This is a genomic window from Psychrobacter sp. TB67 (genome assembly GCF_000511065.1).
GTDB classification, from domain to species: domain Bacteria; phylum Pseudomonadota; class Gammaproteobacteria; order Pseudomonadales; family Moraxellaceae; genus Psychrobacter; species Psychrobacter okhotskensis.
Map to the genome: position 1 here is coordinate 62,221 of NZ_AYYA01000085.1, position 24,843 is coordinate 87,063.

General features: G+C 43.8%; 22 protein-coding genes. 14 read left to right on the forward strand and 8 right to left on the reverse strand.

The genetic code is table 11. From position 1 onward, the window contains the following. Positions 1–481, forward strand: a 481-nt coding sequence (locus W293_RS16640) for a c-type cytochrome (RefSeq protein WP_037028946.1), incomplete at its 5' end; no start/stop codon positions are given. 218 nt (positions 482–699) lie between these two features. Here the strand turns inward: W293_RS16640 and W293_RS0115495 are convergent. From W293_RS0115495 to tolQ, 4 genes are all read right to left on the reverse strand, one after another. Next, the gene (locus W293_RS0115495; protein ID WP_025653294.1) at positions 700–2,001 is read right to left on the reverse strand and encodes a PD40 domain-containing protein; all 1,302 of its coding nucleotides are present in this window, start codon (positions 1,999–2,001) and stop codon (positions 700–702) included. Positions 2,002–2,075: 74 nt separating this feature from the next. Beyond that, complete coding sequence (locus W293_RS0115500) at positions 2,076–3,098, reverse strand: cell envelope integrity protein TolA (protein ID WP_227502351.1); 1,023 nt, start codon at positions 3,096–3,098, stop codon at positions 2,076–2,078. Positions 3,099–3,151: 53 nt separating this feature from the next. Beyond that, positions 3,152–3,610, reverse strand: coding sequence for a protein TolR (gene tolR, locus W293_RS0115505; RefSeq protein WP_025653296.1), 459 nt, complete (start codon positions 3,608–3,610; stop codon positions 3,152–3,154). Next, positions 3,607–4,335 carry a protein TolQ gene (tolQ, locus tag W293_RS0115510; RefSeq protein ID WP_025653297.1) on the reverse strand — a complete coding sequence of 243 codons (729 nt, stop codon included), beginning with the start codon at positions 4,333–4,335 and terminating at the stop codon, positions 3,607–3,609. Before tolQ ends, tolR begins: the two co-directional genes overlap by 4 nt. Before the next feature lie 274 nt (positions 4,336–4,609). Between tolQ and W293_RS0115515 the strand changes: the two genes are divergently transcribed. The 4 genes from W293_RS0115515 to W293_RS0115530 all read left to right on the forward strand — a co-directional run bounded on the left by W293_RS0115515 (position 4,610) and on the right by W293_RS0115530 (position 11,906). Further along, complete coding sequence (locus W293_RS0115515) at positions 4,610–5,572, forward strand: IS30 family transposase (RefSeq protein ID WP_025653298.1); 963 nt, start codon at positions 4,610–4,612, stop codon at positions 5,570–5,572. Positions 5,573–5,888: 316 nt separating this feature from the next. Then, positions 5,889–7,184: an NCS2 family permease gene (locus W293_RS0115520; protein WP_025653299.1), complete on the forward strand. Its 1,296-nt coding sequence runs from the start codon at positions 5,889–5,891 to the stop codon at positions 7,182–7,184. A 745-nt stretch (positions 7,185–7,929) separates the two neighbouring features. Beyond that, positions 7,930–11,205 (forward strand): bifunctional proline dehydrogenase/L-glutamate gamma-semialdehyde dehydrogenase PutA, encoded by a 3,276-nt coding sequence (putA, locus tag W293_RS0115525; protein ID WP_025653300.1) that lies wholly within the window; start codon positions 7,930–7,932, stop codon positions 11,203–11,205. Between the two features lie 11 nt (positions 11,206–11,216). After that, the gene (locus tag W293_RS0115530) at positions 11,217–11,906 is read left to right on the forward strand and encodes a 1-pyrroline-5-carboxylate dehydrogenase (protein WP_025653301.1); all 690 of its coding nucleotides are present in this window, start codon (positions 11,217–11,219) and stop codon (positions 11,904–11,906) included. A 143-nt stretch (positions 11,907–12,049) separates the two neighbouring features. Here the strand turns inward: W293_RS0115530 and W293_RS0115535 are convergent, their stop codons facing one another. Beyond that, complete coding sequence (locus W293_RS0115535) at positions 12,050–13,222, reverse strand: cupin domain-containing protein (RefSeq protein WP_025653302.1); 1,173 nt, start codon at positions 13,220–13,222, stop codon at positions 12,050–12,052. A gap of 153 nt (positions 13,223–13,375) precedes the next feature. Between W293_RS0115535 and W293_RS0115540 the strand changes: the two genes are divergently transcribed. Beyond that, the gene (locus W293_RS0115540; RefSeq protein ID WP_025653303.1) at positions 13,376–13,561 is read left to right on the forward strand and encodes an NF038104 family lipoprotein; all 186 of its coding nucleotides are present in this window, start codon (positions 13,376–13,378) and stop codon (positions 13,559–13,561) included. Positions 13,562–13,607: 46 nt separating this feature from the next. On the opposite strand, the gene W293_RS0115545 is transcribed toward W293_RS0115540, so the two are convergent. Next, entirely contained in the window at positions 13,608–14,255 is a 648-nt protein-coding gene (locus tag W293_RS0115545) for a DUF2238 domain-containing protein (RefSeq protein WP_025653304.1), read from the reverse strand. A 43-nt stretch (positions 14,256–14,298) separates the two neighbouring features. Next, on the reverse strand, positions 14,299–15,702 hold the full coding sequence (gene purB, locus W293_RS0115550) for an adenylosuccinate lyase (RefSeq protein WP_025653305.1): 1,404 nt from the start codon (positions 15,700–15,702) through the stop codon (positions 14,299–14,301). An 808-nt stretch (positions 15,703–16,510) separates the two neighbouring features. Between purB and W293_RS0115560 the strand changes: the two genes are divergently transcribed. Next, a complete protein-coding gene (locus W293_RS0115560; RefSeq protein WP_025653306.1) occupies positions 16,511–17,281 on the forward strand; it encodes a hypothetical protein in 771 nt (256 codons plus the stop codon). A 238-nt stretch (positions 17,282–17,519) separates the two neighbouring features. Here W293_RS0115560 and mnmA read toward each other — a convergent pair whose 3' ends face one another. Beyond that, the gene (gene mnmA / locus W293_RS0115570; protein ID WP_413771503.1) at positions 17,520–18,737 is read right to left on the reverse strand and encodes a tRNA 2-thiouridine(34) synthase MnmA; all 1,218 of its coding nucleotides are present in this window, start codon (positions 18,735–18,737) and stop codon (positions 17,520–17,522) included. Positions 18,738–19,024: 287 nt separating this feature from the next. Between mnmA and ispF the strand changes: the two genes are divergently transcribed. The 7 genes from ispF to W293_RS17105 form a co-directional block, all read left to right on the forward strand. Next, positions 19,025–19,528: a 2-C-methyl-D-erythritol 2,4-cyclodiphosphate synthase gene (ispF, locus tag W293_RS0115575; protein ID WP_037025748.1), complete on the forward strand. Its 504-nt coding sequence runs from the start codon at positions 19,025–19,027 to the stop codon at positions 19,526–19,528. Positions 19,529–19,663: 135 nt separating this feature from the next. Next, on the forward strand, positions 19,664–20,014 hold the full coding sequence (gene grxD, locus W293_RS0115580; protein ID WP_025653310.1) for a Grx4 family monothiol glutaredoxin: 351 nt from the start codon (positions 19,664–19,666) through the stop codon (positions 20,012–20,014). A 198-nt stretch (positions 20,015–20,212) separates the two neighbouring features. After that, positions 20,213–20,800, forward strand: coding sequence for a hypothetical protein (locus W293_RS0115585; protein ID WP_025653311.1), 588 nt, complete (start codon positions 20,213–20,215; stop codon positions 20,798–20,800). Between the two features lie 66 nt (positions 20,801–20,866). Then, complete coding sequence (gene mnmG / locus W293_RS0115590; protein ID WP_025653312.1) at positions 20,867–22,765, forward strand: tRNA uridine-5-carboxymethylaminomethyl(34) synthesis enzyme MnmG; 1,899 nt, start codon at positions 20,867–20,869, stop codon at positions 22,763–22,765. Between the two features lie 216 nt (positions 22,766–22,981). Then, positions 22,982–23,191: a ChaB family protein gene (locus W293_RS0115595; protein WP_025653313.1), complete on the forward strand. Its 210-nt coding sequence runs from the start codon at positions 22,982–22,984 to the stop codon at positions 23,189–23,191. Between the two features lie 144 nt (positions 23,192–23,335). Continuing rightward, entirely contained in the window at positions 23,336–24,295 is a 960-nt protein-coding gene (locus W293_RS0115600; protein ID WP_025653314.1) for an AEC family transporter, read from the forward strand. 147 nt (positions 24,296–24,442) lie between these two features. Then, a partial coding sequence (locus W293_RS17105) for a helix-turn-helix domain-containing protein (RefSeq protein WP_025651298.1) occupies positions 24,443–24,843 on the forward strand: 401 nt, incomplete at its 3' end.

Here is a 24,843-nt window from a genome sequence, read left to right on the forward strand (position 1 = left end):
GAGCCGTAATACGGGCGCTTGGGGCGGCGTCTATATGAGTCGTGAAGAGCTTACAGCACCTCCTATCAATATCGTCGATAACAGCTCACTGCCCACTATGGACAATGATCCAAGTATTGCTAAGTGGGACGCAAAGTTTGAAGGAACCAATGGCTTTGTGACAACAGATGGTGCCAAGCTGTATCATGACTCTTGTGCGGCGTGTCATATGCATAAAGGCGAGGGCGCTTACGGTGCAGGTTATTATCCGCCACTGGCTAATAATAGCAAAATGCAATCGAAGTACTACATCATTGATATCTTGATTAATGGCTTCCGCGGTATGCCCTCATTCCATGGAATGATGAATAATGAGCAGATAGCTGCAGTGACTCAATATGTGGTCAGCGATTTGAATGGCTTTACCGATACCGTCACTGCCGAGGATGTGGCAGAGCTGCGGCATGCCAATCCACCAGCTGGAGATCCAAGTGATGATTAACACAGTTTAATCTTTTAGCCAGTAATTTTCAGTGAAGCTGTTAGGATCTGTTGAATATTCACCAGAAGGCAGCAGTGCCACGGTCGAATGTTTAGCAGACCTTAATATAGAAATTACTCAGCTATTTTTAGCAAACATAAAAAAGCGCCTAATTATGCATTAGGCGCTTTTTTTTATCTACGCTTTTATTAACTCGTAAAGCTTGGGAGCTGTATAAGTTATTTAGGGCTAGATGACCAGACTGGTGAGCGAATAGTGCCTTGTCCAGATTTACCAAATGACTCACCACCATTTAGAGACTTGATGGTCAAGATACCTTTGCCACCTTGAGTAGAAGCATAAACCACGCGTTTACCATTGGGTGAAAAGCTTGGCGCTTCATCGATACCTGTATTGCCCAAATTGGTGGTTACCGCGCCACTGCTATTCATAATAGCGGCTGAGCGACCACTTAAAAAGGCAATTTGTGAGCCATCACTACTAAACTGCGGGCTGGTGGCATAACCGCTACTGGATACTTTGGTTGTACGTCCCGAACCAAACTCGTAACGATAAATCTGTGGTTTATTAAATCCTGCTCGGTCGCTGACGAACACAAAAGATTTGCCATCTGGGGCGTAGCTTGGTTGCACTTCACTGCTTGGCCAATTGGTAATTCGTCTAGGTTTACCACCGCTGGCATTCATCTCGTAAATATCAGCGCTGCCTTCAAAGCTGCTTGAAAACAGTATTTTGCTACCATCAGGTGAAAACGAGGGACTTAAATTGCTACCTTTAAAAGGCGTTAATGCACTAGCTCCGCCGCCACTCACGTTTTGTACATAGATAACAGGATATGACTTATCACGCTGTACAGAGTAGGCGATACGGTTACCATCTGGTGACCACGATGGGGAGAATATCGAACCGGCAACCTCGGTAATGGTCTTGGCGTTTTCGCCATCAGCATCCATCACTTTTAAGCGCGATACTTTGTCTTTACCAGTACCCACTTCTTCGATGTAGGCAATACGCCCGGAGAAATCACCTGGCGTACCAGTAATCAGCTCATAAACTTTGTCAGCGATGACGTGACCGGCGTAGCGCAGGCTTTCCTTATTATTGTCAGCTGTTAAGGTTTGCTTGCCTTCAATCACTCGGCCAGATTTGACATCAACGACTTCATAATCGGTGACTACTTTACCGCGATTACTACGAGTATTGCCGACAACTAGGTAAGGAATACCCATGCTCTGCCAGACGGGTAGCGTGCCAGAAAGTTCACTACTACTGTGCGGCTGCTGCGGTAAATCTTTATTGGTCACCTTTAATTCTGTTTTACTCAAATCATTGAGAATAATCGGTGATAATACAGAATCGCCCGCAAATGGCACGAAAACCACTTGGTTTTGTTGGACTGGAATTTCGAAACTATCCTGTAGTACGACTATTTCTTTGGCAGACAAACTAGTAGAAGCAAGTAAACATGATGCGCTAATACACAGAGTTGTAAGCTTTTTTTTATAAATATACTTGTACAATTTATTCTCCTAAAATCAATAAAGAATCTTGATACTTTTAAAATTTAAGAAATGAGGTTTTTATATACTGAGTTTTATTTAGTTGTTCCAATATATTCTATGCTAAAAGTAGGGTATTTAGGATCGTCAGGACCAATGGGTAATTTCCTAGTAACCCTAGCTGCATCTTCTAGTGCTTTATTATATTTTGGGTTACTTCCTGATGCATTGTAACCAGTTATAATACCACTGCTATCAACAGTAATAGTCAGAGTTGCTAGGACAGTTTGCCCCTTAGCTCCTTCTGGTGATATAAGATTCTTTTTGATTAGTGCTTTTATCTCACTATCGCTAGCACCGCTAGAACGGGCAGGACTACCACCACTAGATTGACCAGACATACTTCCAGATATGGTCGACTCACCATCTTCTGATAAGCTAAAGTTTTTACTGGCACTGCCAGAGCTGCCAGTGTCAATCTTTAAATTTTTATCAGTCGCAGTCGGGCGTGGAATATGAGGCGGGTTATTTTGTTTATGACGGAAATCACCCAGCTGTTTTTGTTCTTCTATTAGCTGTTCTTTTTTGTTTTGCTCTACCTGACCATGCTCTTCTGTCACCGATTCATCTAGCTTGGCTGCCCATTCAGCCATATTACGCTCATATTCTTGATTTTGCTCAAGTATGCGTTGATGCTGCTCTTCACTCATGAGCATCGGACGACTGGCAGGATCGTTAGAGCGGGTAAAGACAGGTACGCGCTGAGAGTTTGACTGACTGGTGCTATCGCTAAAACTTTCTGATGATGGGGTGTTTGATGCACTGCTTGCACCGCTGTCAGCTTGCATAGCACTGGCCGCCGCTGCACGGTTGGCAAGGATTTGCCCTTGCATCTCAGCCAATTGCTCAGGGGATACCATGACCGTCTCAATGCTTTCCACAGTGTCGGTTTTTGTATGTTGATAAGTATAAATAAGTATGCCAATCACCAGACCATGTGCAAGCAAGCTGAGCAGCGTAGGCAGTGTCAGCCCATTGCCTTCAGGTTGGGTCGGCACATAAACAACAGGCGCATTATTCATGGCAGTGATACTCATGGACAGGGTATTGAAAGACAAGGTTCATCAGATTATTCACTTATTATAACAAACGATACTAACAATAGAATTGATTACAATGAAGGTGTGGGTAAGGGGGCGCCCGTTAATAATCCCACCTTTTGGATACCTGCTTGTTGCAAGCTTGCCATCAAAGTCATGATGGCGCCATATTGATTGTTTTGGTCGGCGTTGATCATCACTTGTAAAGGCTGCGCACCTGCATTGCTGCTCTGCGATTGCAGATTAGACAAGGTATTAATCAGCTCGGGCTCACTAATTGGCAAATCAACATTGTTTTCATAACTGATAAAAATCTCGCCACTGTCAGTTAAAGAGACAATCACGGGTAGTTGACTTTGACTCAAGGTATTGGTTTGCTCTTTTGGCAACTCGACATCGACGCCGGTGATCAACATTGGCGCTGTCACCATAAATATCACCAGTAGCACCAGCATGACGTCGATATAAGGAACGACATTCATCTCCGCATTCAGCGCTTTTTTTTCACGGCGATAAGGGTTTGGTTTCATAGCCCTGTCACCTGACTGGCATTGCTGTTAAGGGCAGTGTCTCTGTCTATCACGCTTTGAGCACTGGTCTCACGCTGGAGCATCCCTGTCATCTCATCGCAGAATAACGCGCGTGAATCGTACAAGCGGCTCGATTTGGCCGTAAAGTGGTTGTACGCGAGCACAGCAGGAATCGCTGCAAATAAACCCATCGCCGTGGCAATGAGTGCTTCCGCGATGCCTGGCGCAACAGAAGCGAGAGTCGCCTGTTCCGTTTGAGAGAGTCCCAAAAAGGCATTCATAATACCCCATACTGTGCCAAACAAACCGACATAAGGTGCGACTGAGCCGATACTGGCTAGGGTCGTGAGCCCAGATTCTAATAACTGCTGCTGACGTCCTAAACCGACCCGCAGCTTACGCTCAACCCCATCGATAATGTCATCTTTTGGCTGGCGTTTTTTGTGCATTCTTAAGTATTCAGAAAACCCGACATAAAATATCTGCTCAAGCCCTTGGCGCTCAGGCGAGCCTTGCACACCTTGGTACAACTTTGCCAAATCTTCACCCGACCAAAACCACGTTTCAAACTGTTGATCAAAGTTCCTAGCCGTACCGAGCCGTGCACTCATACGAAAAATAATCACCCAACTGAGCAAAGACGCTAATAATAATAGCGCCATCACAATCTGTACCAATAGACTGGCTTGGGTAATAAGGTCAATAATATTTAATGATTCAGGCATGTAATGGACTCACGGGTAATTAACAATAACTGGCATAAGCGTCACACGCAGACCAGATAAGACCTCTGACAACTCAAGATGTAGGACAGCAAAGTATCGTTCGTTGCATTCTGTACACTTATATCAACCGACTAGTGTACTGCTAAATGAAGAAAAGGTCATTTTTTTAAAAGCCTAGATTCAAATAAGAAGTGCAACGTTTTAAAAGAATGAGTTGAAGAGTAAGATGTGCCGTGTTGCATTTCAAACTTCAACTCCTACATATCAGAACGTTATGAAACACTATACACATCTTACCCAAGAGCAAAGATATCAAATATCAGCGCTATTGCAAGCTAAAAAGAGTCTCAGTGAAATAGCTAGAATTATTGGCTGTCATAAATCAACGGTGAGTCGAGAGATAAAGCGAAACATAGGACAAAGGGGTTATCGCCCCAAACAAGCCCATCGATTGGCAAACGCGCGCAAAGTTGTGAATAGCTCACAGATCAGCCGCTTTGGCTGGTGCTATATTGAGCATCTACTCAGCAAACACTACTCACCTGAGCAAATCACAGGGCGACTGAGGATGCTGGGTTGGCAAGAGGTCCCAAGCCATGAATCGATATACCAACACATCTATACTGACAAAAAGGCAGGGGGTAACTTACATAGCGCCCTTAGATGTCAAAAGCGTTATAAGAGACGGTATCTGCAAGGCAATGATAGGCGCGGAAAGATAGCGAACCGCTGTGATATCAATGACCGTCCCAGTATCATTGAAGCGCGCAGTCGTATGGGCGATTATGAAGGGGATACGGTGGTTGGTCGTGGACATCAAGGTGTGCTTGTCACTCTAGTGGATAGAACAACTCGAGAGACTAAGATCAAAGCGCTACCCAATCGCAAGGCAGTAGCCGTCACACAAGCTTGTATTGGCATGCTAAAAGGTGAACAGGCGTTAAGTATCACCTTTGATAACGGTAAAGAGTTTGCTGACCATGAAACGATGGCAACAGCGTTGAAGGCTGATATTTACTTTGCTCAGCCTTATCATTCTTGGGAGCGTGGAACGAATGAGAATACCAATGGGTTAATTCGTCAGTTTCTACCGAAGTCAATGCGTCTGGATAACCTATGCATGCACTTAGTTCAGTCGATTGAAGACAGTTTAAATAATCGACCTAGAAAGGTGCTAGGGTTTAGAACGCCTCTTGAGGTAAAATCTAGCTTCGGGTGCGTTGCACTTCAATGTTGAATCCAAGAAAGCTTAAAGCGAAAAAAAAGCGTTTTATTGATAGAGTTATGATTTTTATCGATATAAGGTAGGTTTGCAGGCTAGATTATTCTATAACACGACTATTATCCAATAATAGAATGACAGTACAGTCTTATTTTCGTTTTAAACGCGTAAGGCACGGGTAATGATTGAATTTGTAGCTCAATTTCTCTAAAATATTGCTCTTTGTTACCGCTGCCTTTTGATTATGACGTCGCAACTTGCTTGCTGACGTCATCTTTATTTTAGGCGCCACTAAATTTGTTCTTTCACTAGCAAGCTGGGCGCGACACTTATGAATGCAATTGAACGCTATTTTGGGATCAACGGTGAAAACACCACGGTCAAAACGGAAATCCTAGCCGGTATTACGACCTTTTTGACGATGGCTTACATCATCTTTGTAAACCCCAATGTATTAGCAGAAGCGGGTATGGACAAAGGTGCGGTGTTCGTTGCTACTTGTTTGGCAGCGGCAATAGGCTGCTTTATCATGGGTATTTATGCCAGACTGCCGGTGGCATTGGCGCCAGGTATGGGCTTAAATGCCTTTTTTACCTACGGTGTAGTGCTGGGCATGGGCTATGCGTGGCAGACCGCATTAGGAGCAGTATTCTTATCAGGGTGTTTGTTTATCCTTTTGAGCTTATTTAAGATACGCGAATGGATTATTAATGCCATCCCTACCAGTCTGAAGCAAGGTATCGTTGCCGGTATCGGTGCATTTTTGGCGTTTATTGCTCTGCAAAGCTCCGGCATCATCGTTGGACGTGATGCGACGTTAGTGATGCTTGGGGACATGACTTCATTTCCACCCATGATGGCGGCCTTAGGCTTTTTCATCATTATTGGTCTGGTCTATAAAAAAGTCCCAGGCGCGGTTACCATTGGTATATTGTTCATCACTTTGGTTAGTTTGGTGACGGGGCATACGCAATTCACTGGTATCATGTCGGCACCGCCACCCATTGCCCCAACGTTCCTACAGCTTGATATCGCGGGCGCGTTTGATATTGGTATGATCAGCGTTATTTTTGCTTTCTTATTCGTTGATTTGTTTGATACAGCGGGCAGCTTGGTTGGTATTGCCAATAAAGCAGGGCTTATCGATAAAGACGGCAACATCCCTAATATGGACAAAGCCTTATTGGCTGATTCAACCGCTACGGTTGCTGGTGCCATGCTAGGTACTTCTTCAACGACCAGTTATATTGAAAGTGCGTCAGGAGTTGCTTCAGGTGGTCGTACGGGTCTGATGGCAGTGACTGTCGGTGTGCTGTTTTTGCTCAGTATTTTCTTTGCACCATTAGCCGGTATGATTCCTGCTTATGCCACGGCAGGGGCGATATTCTATGTGTCGGTATTGATGTTGTTCACGCTAAAAGACATCAATTGGGAAGATTTGACCGAAGCCGCACCAGTCGCAGTTGTATTGCTATTAACGCCGCTGACATATTCTATCGCTGATGGTATCGCGCTTGGTTTTATTACCTTTACCGCGGTGAAGTTGATGACGGGTAAATTCTCTGAAATTACAATTCCTGTCTGGGTTTTGACAGCGATTCTTTTGGCAAAGTTAGTATTGTTATAAATGTCTGATGGTATGACATTGCCAATAATAGGGTTATTGGTTTTTAACCTTATTAGTATTTTGAATTTTAACCCTCTTTATTATTGAGTAATAAGGAGGGTTTTTTTACGTTTGAAAGAAAGTCATTGGTCATAATTAGCGGAAAATATTCGACTCAAAAAACAATTAATAACCAATAGTAAACAAAAAATTATAACTAAAGCGTCATTACCAATAAATTATAGATAACTAATTGTTTTTAAAAGATATAATTATTGACTTAAATCCTAAATATCGTTAGTTCGAAATTTTTTTTCATGATACCATAGCTAGGTTAAGCGCATCACCTCAATCAACGCCGTAGAGGTTTTTCTTACAGTGAATTAGCGCCGTATAAGATGACGGATTTGGGCTCATTAGCGTGATAACTTATGGTTATTATTTTAATAAGGTTCGACCTTGAGCTATCAATCGCACTCCTTTCACTACTGACAAGAAGAAGGCACTAATGCCGCTTAGCTGTTCGTTGTTGCCTTTATATTGTTAACGTAGCCCGTTTAACACTCGAACGACCTACTTAAACGTTTCCAGCTTATGCTGGATTTGCTCGTTTTGCGATGGCGCCGTTTGGTCTTTTGATTATTGTTATGAGCCGCAGTCAATAGTTCCTATTGAATATCGTAGGATTATAGGCAGTAAGCTTGCGCAATCAGTTTTCCTCATTGACCATTTATCATGGTTTTTAGACGATAGTTATGGAGTTGGTATGAACCCAGTAGAGCAGTTTACCCCGAGAGAGCCGATTTTATTTAACCCGGTCGATATGCTATCGCCAGCCTATATTGATCAGTCCGCAGATGAGTTGTATGCGCGCATCTCACCTTTGTATAGTGTCGATGAGCAGCGTTGGTTGTCTGACTTATTACCACTTGCTAAACCCAGTGATGAAGAGCGTGAGGCGGCTAGTAATCAGACGCGCCAGCTGGTTGAATATGTGCGCAATGATGGCAAAGCAATCAAAATGGTTGATTCGTTATTGCTTGAATACAGCCTTGATACGCAAGAAGGTATTTTGCTGATGAGCTTGGCCGAAGCCTTGATTCGCGTGCCAGACAATTATACCGCTGATGCGTTGATTCGTGACAAGATGAGTGTGGCGGACTGGAAAAAGCATTTAAAAGATGACAATGGTTTTATGGTCAATGCCTCGACGTGGGGCATGATGATGACGGGCCGTGTCGTCAGTATCGACAATAGCACGACTGCTTCAGGATTTTTGGATCGAATGACCAAAAGAATGGGTGAGCCAATGATTCGGGCGGCGATGCAAAAAGCCATGCGTATTATGGGGCATCAGTTTGTCCTTGGTGAGACGATTGAAGACGCCAACAAAAACAGTCAGCCGTATCGTAATAAAGGCTATACCTATTCGTTCGATATGTTGGGTGAAGCGGCGATTACCCATAGAGACGCCGAAAAATACTTTAACGACTATTTGCATGCGATTAAAGCAACTGCCAATGTCAAAGTTCAAGAGGGCATGCCAAAGCCGTCAGTTTCTATCAAGCTGTCGGCACTACATCCACGCTATGAAGCCACGCAAGAAGCTCAGGTGTTGGGATTATTGCGTCAGCGCTGCTTATTGCTGATCGAAGCGGCACGCGAAGTGGATGTGGATTTGAGCATCGATGCCGAGGAAGCCGATCGCCTAGAGATATCTCTAAAGCTGTTTGAATCGCTCTATCGTGATTCGCTAACCGCTGGTTGGGATGGATTAGGTTTAGTGGTGCAAGGCTACTCTAAGCGCGCCGTTGCTATTTTTGCTTGGCTTGCACGCTTGGCAAAAGAAGTTGGCGATCGTATCCCGTTACGCTTGGTTAAGGGCGCTTATTGGGATACAGAGATTAAACTTGCCCAACAAAAAGGCTTGTCAGGATATCCCGTTTGGACGCGTAAAGAAGGCACGGACACCGCTTATTTAGCCTGTGCGCGCTTCTTGTTGTCTGAGCATCTGCGCGGACTTATTTGGCCGCAGTTTGCGACCCATAATGCTCATACTCTGGCATCAGTGATGACCATGAGTGCGCATAGAGATTTTGAATTTCAGCGTTTGCATGGCATGGGTGATGCGCTTTATGACCATATCTTACAAACATACAAGATTCCTGTCCGTATTTATGCTCCAGTTGGCGCGCACAAAGACTTACTGCCATATTTAGTACGCCGTCTGCTCGAAAATGGCGCGAATAGCTCATTTGTGCATCAGTTGTTAGATAAGTCTTATCCGATTGATAAGCTGACGGTACATCCGTATGACAAGCTAGTAGCCAATGATACGTTAAACAATCCGGATATTCCGTTACCTTTAGAGATTTATGGCGATCGCCGTGCCAGCTTTGGTCCCAATATATTTGTAGAGTCGCAGTGGCTATTATTCAAAGCCGCGATTGACAGTCATTTAACAAAGACATGGTCCGCGTCTCCTATCATCAATGGGCAAGCAATTCATGACTCTTCAGTGGATGGTAAAGCTCAGAAGCTTGATAGTCATACAGTGCGTGCGCCGTGGAATCATGAAGTTATCGCAGGCGACGTACAATACGCCAATGCAGAATTGGCGCGTCAAGCCATTGATGCCGCAGTAGCCGGACAAAGCGCGTGGCAAGCAGTGCCAGCGGCAAAACGTGCGGCAATATTGCGCAAAACCGCTGATCTCTACGAAGAAAACTATGCAGAACTGATGGCGTTGTGCCAAGTCGAAGCTGGCAAGACCATGCAAGACAGTATTGATGAGATCAAAGAAGCCGTTGATTTTTGCCGTTTTTATGCGGATGAAGCGGAGCGCTTAGACGCCAAAGCCCATGAGTTTACCGATTTATCTGGCAAGCAGTCGCGCCAAGTCTATAAAGCGCGTGGTACCTTTGTTTGTATTAGCCCTTGGAACTTTCCATTGGCTATTTATACTGGTCAGATTATGGCAGCACTCGCCGCCGGTAATACCGTCGTTGCAAAACCTGCTGAGCAAACCAGTTTAATCGCGTATTTCGGTGCGCAGCTGATGTATCAAGCTGGCGTGCCAGTCGAAGCGCTACAGTTTGTCACTGGCGCGGGTGAAGTGGGTGGGGCATTAACCGCCGCTGACAATTTATCTGGTGTCATCTTTACCGGTTCGACCCAAACCGCGCAACGTATCAATCAAAGCCTCAATGATCATGCGCAAGCCAGCGGGGAGTTGCCCGTATTTATCGCTGAGACGGGTGGTCAGAACGCCATGATTGTCGATTCGACAGCACTACCTGAACAAGTAGTCAGAGATGCGGTGTTGTCTGCCTTTGGCTCAGCAGGTCAGCGTTGTTCAGCTTGTCGCATATTATGTGTACAAGAAGAAGTCGCTGATGAGTTGATTGAGCTACTGCAAGGCAATATGGCTGAACTGGTTGTAGGCAATCCGCTGTATGCAGCTACCGATGTCGGCCCAGTCATTGATAATGATGCCAAGCAAGGTCTTGAGGCGCATATCGAACGTATGGTCGCTGAGCCAACGGCCAATATCTTGGCGCAGACACCGATGAGTGCCAGCTCGGTTGTCAGTCAAGAGCAGTCTACCTTTGTGTTACCAACCGCGATTGAAGTCAAAAGTATCGACGTGATTGGTGGTGAGCACTTTGGCCCGATATTACATGTGCTGCGTTATCAAGCCCGTGATTTAAATAAGCTTATCGATGCCATCAATGCTACTGGCTTTGGCTTAACGTTAGGTATTCACAGCCGTATTGAAAATATTGTTGAGCATATCGAACGCCGTGCCTTTGTCGGTAATACCTATGTCAACCGTAACCAAATCGGTGCAGTCGTTAACGTCCAGCCTTTCGGTGGCTGTGGTCTATCGGGCACGGGTCCAAAAGCAGGTGGTCCACATTACGTCGCCCGTCTCATGCAGTTAAGCTCTGAGTCAGTCGCTACTGAGCAAACAAGTGCTACTAAGCAAAACACTGCTACCAATACTAAAACCGAATCACTTACTCAACCAGAAATCGCATAAGGAGCAGCAACATGGCGACTGAATTTAAAAAAAATCATGCCCAGGTTTGTGAAGCTTGGCGATTACTTAGCGCAGTCAATCGCGCCACTTATCTTGAGGCTGCGATACCTAAGCTGGCTTTGCTGACTGGTGATGCCAACAAGGCAAAGCGTCTATTCCATCATTTATTGAACGCCGCGCCCAGTCTGGATAAAGTACAGCGTATGACGGGTGCAACAGGTGAGTCCAACGACTTATATGTCACTGGTCGTGGTAAAACGATGGTCATCGGCGGTGAGTCTGCGCGGGCGATGGCAGTACTTGGACAGCTAATCGCTGCATTACTGACGGGCAATGAAGTGATATTGCATTGTCCTAGTCAGGCTGAGATGTGTGATGAGGCAGCAAAAATACTTTATGACACTGGTATTAGCGATGATGTGCTAAGTGTGGCTAATGATTCGCAAACGATTACGCTGTTATATATTGATCGTCTCGCCCAAGTTGCTGTTGCAGGTAATAACAGTGAAGTACAAGCAATCAGTCAAAAGCTGGCCAATACGGATGGTATTTTGACGCAAGTGATTGCCGTGACCGATATGGAAGGCATGTCAGAGATGCTAACGCCTGATTACCTCCATCGCTTTGTTACTGAGCGGGTAAGAACGATTAATACCACCGCTATTGGTGGTAATGCGAGCTTGCTTGAGCTTGGTACTTAGCCAAGGATTTAAGTAATGTCTGATGTCACAATAAAGACTCTAACTTAAAAAGTAATATGCATTAAAAAACCGATATCTGAATCAATCAGGTATCGGTTTTCTTATGGTTGGATAAGCCAAATTTAATAAAATCGCATTAAAAGCTATTCAGCCGCGTCGATCCATACCCAGCCGTTCTCTAGCCATTCGCTCAAGTCATCTGCATCAATATCCGTCACATCTTGGCTATTTAGGTGTTCGCCATTTGCCAAACGCACCAATACAGCGCCTGCTGCCTCGTCAAGCCCGTCAATGCGCTGACCATTGGCGTATAGCGTGATGCCATCATTAGTCAAGCTATAGAGCAAGCGATTGCTATAGTCAGCTTGCAACGTGGCACCTTCTGCTAGAGCTTGTATCAGCTCATCGGTATCTAACGTCTCTTCTGGCATCAGTGCATCATACTGGCGCTTGCTCACGACTTCAGACACTGCTTGACGAATGATATCGTCGCCGTGCTCAGACTGTAGCATTTGTAATAGCTGATCTTTGACGGCACTAATGCTGCTCGCTTGCAATTCACCTGATGCTTGCAGCGCTTGTGGCAACAGCATTGGGACGAATAAGTCGCTATCGTTGGTGGCGATATCAGCTAAGCTGTCGATGATTTGCATCAAGTTTGGACGACGACAGCCAAAAGAGAATGTCAAGCAATCATCTTGAGCAACCCCAAAATGCGACAGCTTCGGCGGCACATAGAGTACATCACCGGCCTCCAATATCTCATCAAAAATAATCTCGCCCATATCATCAAACAATCGAATCGGCTCATCGGCGACGAACTCAGTATTTTTATCACAGAATTTGCCAAGCTGCCAACGTCTAGACCCAAATCCTTGCGCTAAAAATACATCATAATCGTCATAATGCTTACCAACTGAGGCACCTTTGGGCGCGTATGAAACCATAATATCATCACGTTGCCACTGCGGAATAAAGTCAAAGGCTTGCCACAATTGCCCAAGCTCAGGTGACCACTGTTCCATATTCTGAACCAGCACAGTCCATTGTTCTGGCAAGTTATCAAAATCAGTTTCAGCCAATGGGCTTTTCTTAAGCTTCCATTGTGGCTGGCCTTTTTGCTTAGTTGCAGCTTGGATAAGCAGGCGCGCCGAAGCGTCTTCTTCAAGTGCTAGGCCAAGCATGTCTTCTGGCTCAAACATTCCAATCAATTGCGGTAAACCTTGCTTGATAAGTAATGGTTTTTTTTGCCAATAGTCATTTAAGAATTGCTCAGGCGTAATAGAGTCGGGTAAACAAAGGGAAGTTGAGGTCATTAATACATCCAGATTCAAAGAGAGTTATAAGATTAATCGTGAGGAGTGCTTTATAGGAAGGTTTTAATAGTTTATGATTATCGCCTATCTGATTGCCAGTCTTATTAACGTTAATGGCTACTGTCAGAGCATCCCATCAATCGTAGGAAATTTATGAAAAAATTACATTTTATTGTCATCATCGCTAGCGTGTTTTTACTACAAGCCTGTGTACACAAGATAGTGACCGTACCTGCCAAAGTTGCTTATAAAACCACCAAGGGCGTGGTAAAAGGTACCGTCGCTGTGGGCAAAGCTATCATACCGGGCGACAGTGATGACGACAAAAAGGACGATTAACTTATTCTTTAGCAATCGTTTTGTGTCTGTTTTAAAAGGCTGTTATTTAACGGTTATTGTTAAAGCTACGAGTTTGAATAGAAGCCTTAAATAAAAGAATGCCTGCCGCAATCAGCCCACCGAGGAGCGCTAATGCCATGTCTTTGTGGGCATCCCAAATATCGCCTTGCTGACCATTGTAAGCCTCTGCCGCTTCTGGTGATAAAGTCGCTGCAATTCCCCATTCAAGTAGCTCGTACAGCAGACTCGATGACATATTAATCATGAGGGCGATAGCGACTAAAAGCTTGATGGATGATATCTTAAAGATAGATTTTGAGCTTTCAACCATCGCATTGAACAGCAATAGCCCGTAGCTAAAATGTACGAGCCTGTCATACATATTGCGCTGCCAACCAAACAACTCGTTTAGGCTTATACCAAATAGCCGCTCTGTCCAGTTATCATAAGGCACATACGAATATAGATAGCGTGCGCCTATGATATGAATGAGGAGGAATATTGAGGCAAGGGCATAGGAGCGTGAGCTAATATGCCAGTAGCGATACGCAAACAGCATTGATGCCAAAAACAACAGCGTGCCTAATTGATGGAGTAGGTAGCTTGACCACTCTAGAGGCTCAATGCTTGCCAGTACCATGACGATAAATACCGCTACAGTACTGACAATGACAGAGTTAAAGTTTCGATGCATTTGCACGCTTCTTTAATTATTAGCAATTATTCATAGCTAATGATTAAAGCTTAGCAATCCACTCTTTAATCGTACGTGCTTGCTCAGCTGCATTACCGATATAGGTCGCTGGAGTTAGTTCACGTAGACGTGCTTTATCCGCATCGCTAACGGCTGCTAACTCGTCACTTTCAACGAATGTCAGCATCGCTTCGCGAGTCATGGCATTACCACGAGTTAAGGCTTTAAGTTTCTCATAAGGGTTCTCAACGCGATAGCGACGCATCACTGTCTGAATCGGCTCAGCCAATACTTCTTGTGCTTGATTAAGGTCGTCATTTAAGCGCTGTGCATTTAACTCAAGTTTGCTCACACCTTTTAAGCAAGCGTCAAACGCAATCATACTTTGTGCTAGACCAACACCGATATTACGTAATACGGTAGAGTCTGATAAATCGCGCTGCATACGTGAAATTGGTAGCTTTTCACCCAAATGAGCAAGCATGGCATTAGCAACGCCTAAATTACCTTCAGAATTTTCAAAATCAATCGGGTTGACTTTATGCGGCATCGTTGACGAACCCACTTCGCCCTCTTTTAGGCGCTGTTTAAAATAGCCTAAGCTAATATATTGCCAAATATCGCGGTTAAAATCGATTAGGATCGTATTAAAGCGTTTGACCACATCAAACAATTCAGCGATGTAATCATGCGGCTCAATCTGCGTGGTATAAGGGTTAAACGTTAGCTCTAAACGCTCATTAATGAATTGCTCAGCATGCGTTTGCCAATCAACATCAGGGTAAGCTGAGAAGTGCGCGTTATAGTTACCGACTGCACCATTGATTTTGCCCAACAGTTCAACGTCACCAATTTGTTTGATTTGACGGGCTAAGCGATAAGCGACGTTTGCCATCTCTTTACCGAGCGTCGTTGGGCTAGCCGTTTGACCATGTGTGCGTGACAACATGGGTTGATCAGCATGGGTAATCGCCAAATCAACGATGCTATCTGTGACTTGCTGCATTTTAGCAACGACGATTTCGCGGCTGTCTTTTAGCATTAATGCATATGATAGATTGTTGATATCTTCACTGGTACAAGCAAAATGAATAAACTCCAGGCTATCTTCTAACTGCTGATTCCCGCGAAACTTATCTTTAATAAAGTATTCGACCGCTTTCACATCATGATTGGTCGTCGCTTCGATGTCTTTAATCGCTTGCGCATCCGCTTCGCTAAAATCGTCAACGATGCTATTTAAAAACGCATTGGTATCGGTATCAAACGCTGCTAATTCACCGATTGCGCTATTATCCGCCAGCGACTGTAACCAACGAATCTCAACCGTCACGCGCGCTTTGATTAGACCGAATTCAGACAAGTAGGTGCGCAAGCTGTCGGCTTTGGACGCGTAACGACCATCGATTGGAGAGAGGGCGGTCAAGGCAGATAAAGAGGTGGTCATAAACATCCTTTAGATTAAGAGTGAGTAAATCATTACATAAAGTAAGTAGGGATTTTTTGATGGCATGATTATAACAAGAGTTGGTATAAAAAAGTGACGATTACCATCAGGTTTAGAGGTTTTTTTATAAGCTAATAAATTAATGAAGCTATTAATAATCTAACATATAGATCTACTGAATTAAGTCGAACTATATCTTTTATTATGAATATACATTTGTTCATATTTGTGTTGCATTGCAGAAACAGAACTGATTAAATAAGACTGTATTTTTACCAACTAATGACTTATTTAAGGACGACTACACTATGAATAAATTGATGAGTGTAATGCTTTTAGGTGCAGCTTTAGGCTTATCTGCTTGTGGCGGTGATTCTGATAGTAGTGGTAATACCGCTTCAACCCCTAAACCTTAAGTACCAAATGATTCTAATCCACCAAAACCGACTCCACCACCACAGCCTACTGTTGCTAAATGTAAATCTGAAGGTAAAAATGTATATGTGCCTAAAGAAAGCACATGTACTTTCGCAATTCCTAAAGTTAATGGAGGTAAAGAGAGTAGTTATGAGTGTTCGGGTAATACTGTTACTTTAGGCTCTAAAGTTTCTGGAGGAATATCTGCTGGTAGCCTTAATTTCAACGGTTATATAGTTCAATGTGCTAAATAATCTCTATCGGCTTAAAAGATAAGTCGATTCATTTCTAAAAGCGTTCACACTAGTAGTGGATGCTTTTTTTATGTTCTAAGAGTCATAGTTAGAAGTCTTCACCTCAATCAACTATATTATTAAACAATTAATATCTTATGAAAGACAAAACCTTATTTTTCTCATCAGTTCTGGTTGCTTTCGTTTTAGGTAGCTTAGCCACCTATCTGTTCATAACTAAGCAGCAGATAGATCAAATTATGCAAGCAAAGCAGCAAATGCCTATATCTACAAAAAATCAAAACGCAGGTAATCAAACCAAAAATCCTTTAGTAGAGCTAAAAAATTACGCAAGTAATGCAGACGCAGACGTATCAACTGCGCCAAATGCCGATGATTCATCTCCTTCTATTAAGGACTACTCAGAGCAGCAAGCACAAGAGATGATTGATAAAATGCCAGATTATGTGCTTGGGCAGTATGTAGATAAGTTTATGGCGAAGGGTGCTAGCGAAGTAATCGATGATAAAAGGCGTTTTGCTGAGCGTGCTGTTGAAGAGTTATATAAGTCGAATGACAATCAGCCCTTAGTAGGCACTGTGAAACTATCAACAAACCCTGTGATGCCATCAGGCTCTTTAGATACGGCAACAATAAATAAGAATGCTAAGCTGTTTGCACATTTAGACACCGATGGAAAAGTTCCTACTAGCCCATTTGTATTTGTCAAATGGGTCAATAATCAAACAGGGCAAGTATTGTTATTTGAGAAAAAGAATATTGTCGCTAACAGCAATCAGAATTGGGTCAGTTTTACACCTTATGAGGGCTGGGCGGTAGGTAGTTATGACATTCGTTTTTATCAATTTACCTCTGAGCTACAGCCAGTTGCTCAGTTAACTTATAATATTTATGAGGTTATCGAATAACAATCAAGGTTAAACAGATGCAGCTACATCAAAAACTGCTGATATAAAAACTGCTATAAAAGCGAGTGAGCAGACAATTTGAATCGTTAGAGCCACTAAAATTAAGTTGCGTTTCTTCGCAGAGTATTTAGAGTTATTCTTATTAGAGAATATAAAAGCTCCAATAATTAACAATAAAAAAACTGCGATCCAAATGGTATAAGCAATGATAAGCATCTATTTGCTCTTTATATATATTCTAAAACCCACAAGGCGCATCGATAGACTCAATCACGCCGCCGCCTAGACAAACCTCATCAATATAGAATACTGCTGATTGACCTGGGGTTACCGCCCGTTGTGGCTCGTCAAATACAGCTCTCACCTCCAAACCTTTATCATCAATAGCAAACACATGACAGGCTTGATCTGGCTGACGATAGCGCGACTTTGCCATACAATGTAAGCCTTCAGCGCTAAATATAGCTGCAGGAGGTAGACCATCGACCCAGTCAAGCTTATAAGCCTGCAGCTCATTGCTCAGCATCATTGGGTGCTCGTGACCTTGACCAACGATTAAGCGGTTTTTATCTAAGTCTTTTGCGAGTACAAACCATGGCTCTTCGGGGCGATCTTTGACGCCACCAATACCGATGCCACCGCGCTGACCTAAGGTATAATACATAAGTCCATCATGGGAGCCGATAATGTGGCCATCGTCTGTGACGATATCGCCTTTTTGGGCAGGCAAGTACTGCTGTAAAAAGTCTTTAAAGCGGCGCTCACCAATAAAGCAAATGCCCGTTGAATCTTTTTTATGAGCCGTAATTAAGTCATGCTCTTCCGCGATTTGACGTACGACCGGTTTTTCAAGCTCACCAACTGGGAACAGTGTCTTGGCGATTTTGTCGCCGCCAACGGCATGTAAGAAGTAACTTTGATCTTTGTTATTATCCAAGCCACGTAATAGCTGCGCAACTTCGGTATCGTTGTCATTTTTGTAATTCACACTGCGGCGCGTATAGTGACCGGTGGCGATATAATCAGCACCTAGAGTGAGTGCGTAGTCTAAAAACGCCTTAAATTTAATCTCTTTATTGCATAAAATATCTGGATTTGGCGTGCGGCCAGCTTTATATTCGGCTAAGAAATGCTCGAAAACGCGATCCCAATATTCCATGGCAAAGTTAGCCGTATGCAGCTTGATACCAATTTTATCGCATACGGCTTGCGCGTCGGCTAAGTCATCCATCGCTGTGCAGTATTCGGTGCCGTCATCCTCTTCCCAGTTTTTCATAAACAGTCCTTCCACCTTAAAGCCTGCCTGCTGAAGCAAGACAGCCGATACGGAAGAGTCGACCCCACCCGACATACCAACAATCACATGCTTGCTGCTAGGATTGTCGATATCGGCAAGCGTCAAAGGGCGCTGGGCGCTGAAAGAATCAGAAACGGATATGCTTGAAGTATTTGGCATGACTGACATAGAACGGCTCAACTTTTTATACCTTGTCCAAATTTGAAATAAAGTTTGAAATACCACTGACCTCACTACAACGCCTTTAATAGGCTTAGTAAGTTGACAGGGTTATCTCATCGTTTAGACTTATCGCTTGGACTGGGTATTATGATAAAATAAGCGTCACATTATACCAGTTAATTTAAAACTGGTGGCGAGCTATACGGCCTGACTGCCAGAAAATAGCTTTGAAAATTTAGATAGTGATTGTCAATTATTTTAATCACGCTTAATTTGGAATAACAATGATAAAAATTGGTCAAGGTATCGACGTTCATGCTTTTCATAATAATGGTCAGCAGCAGCAATACGTCATCTTAGCGGGTGTGCTTATTGAGCATAGCCATAGTTTACTGGCGCATTCTGACGGCGATGTAGTACTGCACGCACTCGCGGATGCGCTGTTGGGTGCCTTGGCGCTTGGCGATATCGGTCAGCACTTTCCAGATACTGATGCGGCGCATGCGGGTCTGGACTCGCGAGTATTGCTACGTTATGTCTATAGCAAGGTGCAAGCGGCAGGATATATGCTTGGTAATGCTGATATTACGGTGATGTGTGAGCGCCCAAAACTTGCCCCGCACAATCAGGCCATGCGTGAGAATATCGCCAGTGACTTGCAAACTGATATTGGACATGTCAGTGTCAAAGCCACAACGACTGAAAAACTAGGTTTTACCGGTCGGCAAGAGGGCATTATGGCCAATGCCGTGGTATTATTAGTCCCTAATGTCGTCGAAGCCAAATAACGATTGGCTGGACCAGTATATAGATTTTGCTTGTAATACCGTGTCAATCGCCCCATGTATCAACCATATCTTCATAGTACTATTTTGTCATATAAATAACCATTTCAATGAACCGCTTTATCAATAGGAGCTTTTATGAGTGAGCAAACCCCAAATACCGCTGCAAACGATGTTGAACAACTGATCCGTGATCAAATTAAAGACAATAAAGTCATTCTTTATATGAAAGGGACACCGCAGTTTCCACAGTGTGGTTTTTCTGCTAAATCGATTGAGGTACTTACCCAAATCGGTCGTCCATTTGCCTTTGTCAATATTTTAGAAAACCCAGAAATCCGTGCAACATTACCAAAAATTGCCAACTGGCCAACGTTTCCACAATTATGGATTGATGGCGAGTTGATGGGCGGTTCTGACATCATTTTACAAATGTATCAATCAGGTGAGCTTAAGCCGTTGGTTGAAGCAAACAGCCCTGCTGCTTAATATTTACTCGCATGATTAGACTAACTTAATGTCTAAACGCAAAGCGTGATATCAAAGCACAGTGAACCCGAATGACCTTTCTTAATAGATTGAAATGGTTATTCGGGTTTTTTATTGTCTGTGCAATTGATTGTTTTTATAGGTTTTAACCCCATATAGTGTTCAAGATAAATCCAGTTTATATAATAAGAGAGACTTATGAATAATCAATTAAATAATAATGAACTTACTGAACCACAAGTTGCTGATCAAGAAAATGATCAAAAAAATAAGCAACAAGAAGTGATCAAGCAAGCGGCTATCGAGAAGCGCCGTGAACACCTAAAAAATGAATCTACGCGTATTATTGATATTGCGGGCAATGAGCCGAATTCAGCACTTAAATGTATCCATCAGCTCAGTGTGGCAGGCGGTGCAACTGAAGCGACTTATGTAGCCATTGAGCAGCGTGTCGTTGCGGATCAAGACACGGCTGGTGCTTATCACCTAGCATTAATGGCACAAAATACGCCAGATTTGCCGATTGATGCGCGTCAGCTAATTGAATTGGTTGTCAATAGGGGTGATAACGATCAGCGCTTGGCATTACTCAAAAACTTACCACTGCCACCCGTTGAACTGATTAAAGGTCAGATCTTAGCCAGTGATGACGGTGATGCGATTGGGCAGATGAATGCCTACTTGCAGATTAATCCAGAGGGTTATGGTAGTCAGCATATGCTAGGTAGTGGTCACGCAGATCGCATTGTACCGCTGAGTCCTGGTAATAATATGAATACCGACTAAAAATTGCTATAATTGGTGACTATTTTTCTCTATTTATATTGACGTTATCTGTCAAGCGAGGCATGCATGCAATATCCAAAACATTACGACGTGGTAGTTATCGGTGGCGGTCACGCCGGTACTGAAGCTGCTCTGGCGGCCGCACGTATGGGCGCGCAGACCTTGCTGTTGACGCATAATATTGAGACGCTGGGGCAGATGAGCTGTAATCCAGCGATTGGTGGTATCGGTAAATCACACTTGGTACGTGAGATTGATGCGTTGGGCGGTGCCATGGCATTGGCGACGGACAAAGCAGGTATTCAGTTTCGTGTATTGAACAGTCGTAAAGGCGCTGCCGTGCGCGCGACCCGTGCGCAAGCAGATCGCATTTTGTACAAAGCCGCCATTCGTGAAACGCTAGAAAACCAGCCTAATCTTGATTTATTCCAACAAGGTGCTGATGATATTTTGGTAGAAAATGGTCGCGCGACGGCGGTTGTCACCTCGACTGGCATTATCTTTAATACCGAAACTGTGGTACTGACTTCAGGAACCTTCTTGGGCGGTGTCATTCACATTGGTCTTGAGAACTCAAAAGGCGGACGCGCAGGGGATCAACCTTCGATCAAGTTGGCTGACCGTTTGCGTGAGCTTAAGCTGCCAGTTGGACGTTTAAAGACTGGCACACCCGCACGTATCGATGCACGTAGCGTTGACTTTAGTGTGATGACCGTACAGCCAGGCGATACGCCATTGCCAGTGATGAGTTATATGGGTGATGTGTCGATGCATCCTGAGCAGGTCAACTGCTATATCACCCATACCAATGCGCGTACCCATGACATTATCCGTGAGAATTTAGATCGCTCACCGATGTTCTCTGGCAAAATCGAAGGCGTGGGTCCACGTTATTGCCCATCGATTGAAGATAAGATTCACCGCTTTGCTGATAAAGACAGTCATCAAATCTTTATTGAGCCAGAAGGTCTGACGACGCATGAGCTGTATCCAAACGGCATCTCAACCAGCTTACCATTTGATGTGCAATTAGACTTTATTCATAGTATGAAAGGGTTAGAGAACGCGCACATTACCCGTCCCGGTTATGCGATTGAATACGATTATTTTGATCCGCAAAATCTAAAACCAACGCTTGAGACCAAATCTATTGATCGTTTGTACTTCGCAGGTCAAATCAACGGTACGACGGGTTACGAAGAAGCAGGCGTGCAGGGTTTGCTAGCAGGAACGAATGCTGCACTCGTCACTAGTAATAATAGCGAGTTTGAAACGTGGACACCGCGCCGTGATGAAGCCTATCTTGGCGTGCTTGTCGATGATCTGATTACACATGGCACGACTGAGCCGTATCGTATGTTTACTAGCCGTGCTGAGTATCGTCTATTGCTACGTGAAGACAATGCGGATCAACGCTTGACTGAAACGGGTCGTAAGCTTGGCTTGGTTGATGATGAGCGCTGGCAGGCTTACGAGCAGAAAATGGAATCTATCGCTACTGAGTCTGCTCGCCTAAAAGATATGTGGGCAACCCCTGCCAATGCTCTAGGGCAAAAAGTCACTGAGCAAACAGGCGAAGTACTTAGCAAAGAAGCAACTGCTTTTGATCTGCTCAAACGTCCGCAAATCCACTTTGCCGATATCGCTTCGATTACTGATTCGCAAGTCGATGCACAGGTGGGTGAGCAGATTGAAATTTCTGTCAAGTACGCCGGCTACATTGATCGTCAGCAAGAAGAGATTGATCAAATGAAGCGCTTGGAGAACACCGCGCTACCTGTTGATTTTGATTATAGCATCGTGTCAGGGCTATCAAATGAGATTGTGCAGAAGCTCACGCAAGTCCGTCCTGCTACGCTTGCCCAAGCTGGGCGCGTGAGTGGAGTCACGCCTGCCGCCATTCAATTATTAGCCATGACCGTCAAGAAGCAGAAAAAAGTCGCAGCAGCTTTAAATTTGTCGTAAAACATCACTAAAAAAAGAACAATGAATAAAGAATGATAAAAAGAGCTCATAACGTTGTTTAGTTATGGGCTCTTTTTATGGTAAAGCGCCTAACAATATTCTTAACAATTTAAAAACAGCATAATATGGCTCTATTCTGTTTTGAGAACAAATAATAGGTAGAATAGAATGATTAAAGATGATGTCGATAGTCGATTACAGACAAGGAATGCTTTTATGCCTTATGATAAATTATCAGACTTACCGGATGCGGTAAAAGACAACTTACCCAAACACGCACAAGAAATCTTTCGTGCGGCGTTTAATAGTGCGAGTAAACAGTATGATGAGGAGTCACGTTGGTTTGCGACCGCATGGTCTGCCGTTGAGAATGTCTACGAAAAAAGTGCTGACGGTAAATGGGTCAAAAAACCAGATCATAAATAGATATGCACTACACTGTAATATCTCATTCTATAATGTAGCACTCTATAACATTTAATCTTCCATTATTTAATCCGACCTATAACAAGTATATGCTCATGGCTTTGACAACATAGCTTTGAGCATATTGCTGATCCGAGCTTATCTATGATCGAAGCCATTGTTTTTGCGATTACTATTGTACTGCCCAACCTTGTGTTAATGGGGTTGGGGTTTTTTATGCAAATACGCGGCGAGGCAAGCCAGAGCTTTATCGATCAATCTTCAAACTTCGTCTTTAATTACTGTCTGCCTTGTTTGCTTTTCTTCAGTGTCGTCGATAGTAATGTGGATTATGGCAAGCAAATTACCCTGATAGTTGCTGGTATTTTAGTGACTTTTATTCTATTTATTGGGGCAGAGATTTACGCCAAGCATTTTGTCAGTCGTCCCGTAGATCAAGGAGTGTTTGTACAAGGTATATTTCGTAGCAATATGGCCATTATTGGACTGGCGACAGTTGCCAATGCCTACGGAGAGCGCGGTTTAAGTATTGGTGCGGTATATATGGGTGTGGTGACGATATTATTTAATATTTTAGCTGTGATTACCCTCAGTCGCGTGTCGAAAAGCGTGGACGATACGTGGGTTAGTCGTAGCACCATGATCATCAAAAAACTCTTTACCAATCCATTAATCATCGCTTTACTAGCTGCCTTTGCTTATAAGGCGTTGCCGCTACCACCGATAACAGGTGTGATTCATACGACTGGCGACTTACTAGCGGCCGTAGCATTACCATTAGCACTGATTTGTGCAGGCGCCAGTATTGACTTAAAGTCGATGCTACATCCTTCAGGATTATCCATGCAAGCCAGTATTGGCCGTATCGTCGTCGCGCCAATAATCGCTATCGCAGTAGGATTGAGCTTCGAGCTAACGGGCGTTCATATGGGCGTGCTGTTTTTGATGGCCGCCTCACCTACAGCGGCCGCCAGCTACGTGATGGCAAAAGCCATGGGTGGCAATGATGTATTAGCCGCCAATATCTTAGCGTTTACCACCGTCGTAGGCATGTTTGGCATGGCGATTGGTGCGGCGATGTTACGTGCTTTAGGGTGGATGTAGTGGTTGTTTTAGCATGATAAGATAAGAGAGCAGTTCAATAATAAAACCTAGATTCAAATAAGAAGTGCAACGTTTTAAAAGAATGAGTTGAAGAGTAAGATGTGCCGTGTTGCATTTCAAACTTCAACTCCTACATATCAGAACGTTATGAAACACTATACACATCTTACCCAAGAGCAAAGATATCAAATATCAGCGCTATTGCAAGCTAAAAAGAGTCTCAGTGAAATAGCTAGAATTATTGGCTGTCATAAATCAACGGTGAGTCGAGAGATAAAGCGAAACATAGGACAAAGGGGTTATCGCCCCAAACAAGCCCATCGATTGGCAAACGCGCGCAAAGTTGTGAATAGCTCACAGATCAGCCGCTTTGGCTGGTGCTATATTGATCATCTACTCAGCAAGCACTACTCACCTGAGCAAATCACAGGGCGACTGAGAATGCTGGGTTGGCAAGAGGTCCCAAGCCATGAATCGATATATCAACACATCTATACTGACAAAAAGGCAGGGGGTAACTTACATAGCGCCCTTAGATGTCAAAAGCG

What these genes read in the sequence shown, in the direction of transcription:
- tolR (WP_025653296.1), bottom strand. Translation starts at nt 3,610, where the DNA reads ATGAAACCAAACCCTTATCGCCGTGAAAAAAAAGCGCTGAATGCGGAG.
- tolQ (WP_025653297.1), bottom strand. Translation starts at nt 4,335, where the DNA reads ATGCCTGAATCATTAAATATTATTGACCTTATTACCCAAGCCAGTCTA.
- W293_RS0115515 (WP_025653298.1), top strand. Translation starts at nt 4,610, where the DNA reads ATGAAACACTATACACATCTTACCCAAGAGCAAAGATATCAAATATCA.
- W293_RS0115520 (WP_025653299.1), top strand. Translation starts at nt 5,889, where the DNA reads ATGAATGCAATTGAACGCTATTTTGGGATCAACGGTGAAAACACCACG.
- putA (WP_025653300.1), top strand. Translation starts at nt 7,930, where the DNA reads ATGAACCCAGTAGAGCAGTTTACCCCGAGAGAGCCGATTTTATTTAAC.
- W293_RS0115530 (WP_025653301.1), top strand. Translation starts at nt 11,217, where the DNA reads ATGGCGACTGAATTTAAAAAAAATCATGCCCAGGTTTGTGAAGCTTGG.
- W293_RS0115535 (WP_025653302.1), bottom strand. Translation starts at nt 13,222, where the DNA reads ATGACCTCAACTTCCCTTTGTTTACCCGACTCTATTACGCCTGAGCAA.
- W293_RS0115540 (WP_025653303.1), top strand. Translation starts at nt 13,376, where the DNA reads ATGAAAAAATTACATTTTATTGTCATCATCGCTAGCGTGTTTTTACTA.
- W293_RS0115545 (WP_025653304.1), bottom strand. Translation starts at nt 14,255, where the DNA reads ATGCATCGAAACTTTAACTCTGTCATTGTCAGTACTGTAGCGGTATTT.
- purB (WP_025653305.1), bottom strand. Translation starts at nt 15,702, where the DNA reads ATGACCACCTCTTTATCTGCCTTGACCGCCCTCTCTCCAATCGATGGT.
- W293_RS0115560 (WP_025653306.1), top strand. Translation starts at nt 16,511, where the DNA reads ATGAAAGACAAAACCTTATTTTTCTCATCAGTTCTGGTTGCTTTCGTT.
- mnmA (WP_413771503.1), bottom strand. Translation starts at nt 18,737, where the DNA reads ATGCCAAATACTTCAAGCATATCCGTTTCTGATTCTTTCAGCGCCCAG.
- ispF (WP_037025748.1), top strand. Translation starts at nt 19,025, where the DNA reads ATGATAAAAATTGGTCAAGGTATCGACGTTCATGCTTTTCATAATAAT.
- grxD (WP_025653310.1), top strand. Translation starts at nt 19,664, where the DNA reads ATGAGTGAGCAAACCCCAAATACCGCTGCAAACGATGTTGAACAACTG.
- W293_RS0115585 (WP_025653311.1), top strand. Translation starts at nt 20,213, where the DNA reads ATGAATAATCAATTAAATAATAATGAACTTACTGAACCACAAGTTGCT.
- mnmG (WP_025653312.1), top strand. Translation starts at nt 20,867, where the DNA reads ATGCAATATCCAAAACATTACGACGTGGTAGTTATCGGTGGCGGTCAC.
- W293_RS0115595 (WP_025653313.1), top strand. Translation starts at nt 22,982, where the DNA reads ATGCCTTATGATAAATTATCAGACTTACCGGATGCGGTAAAAGACAAC.
- W293_RS0115600 (WP_025653314.1), top strand. Translation starts at nt 23,336, where the DNA reads ATGATCGAAGCCATTGTTTTTGCGATTACTATTGTACTGCCCAACCTT.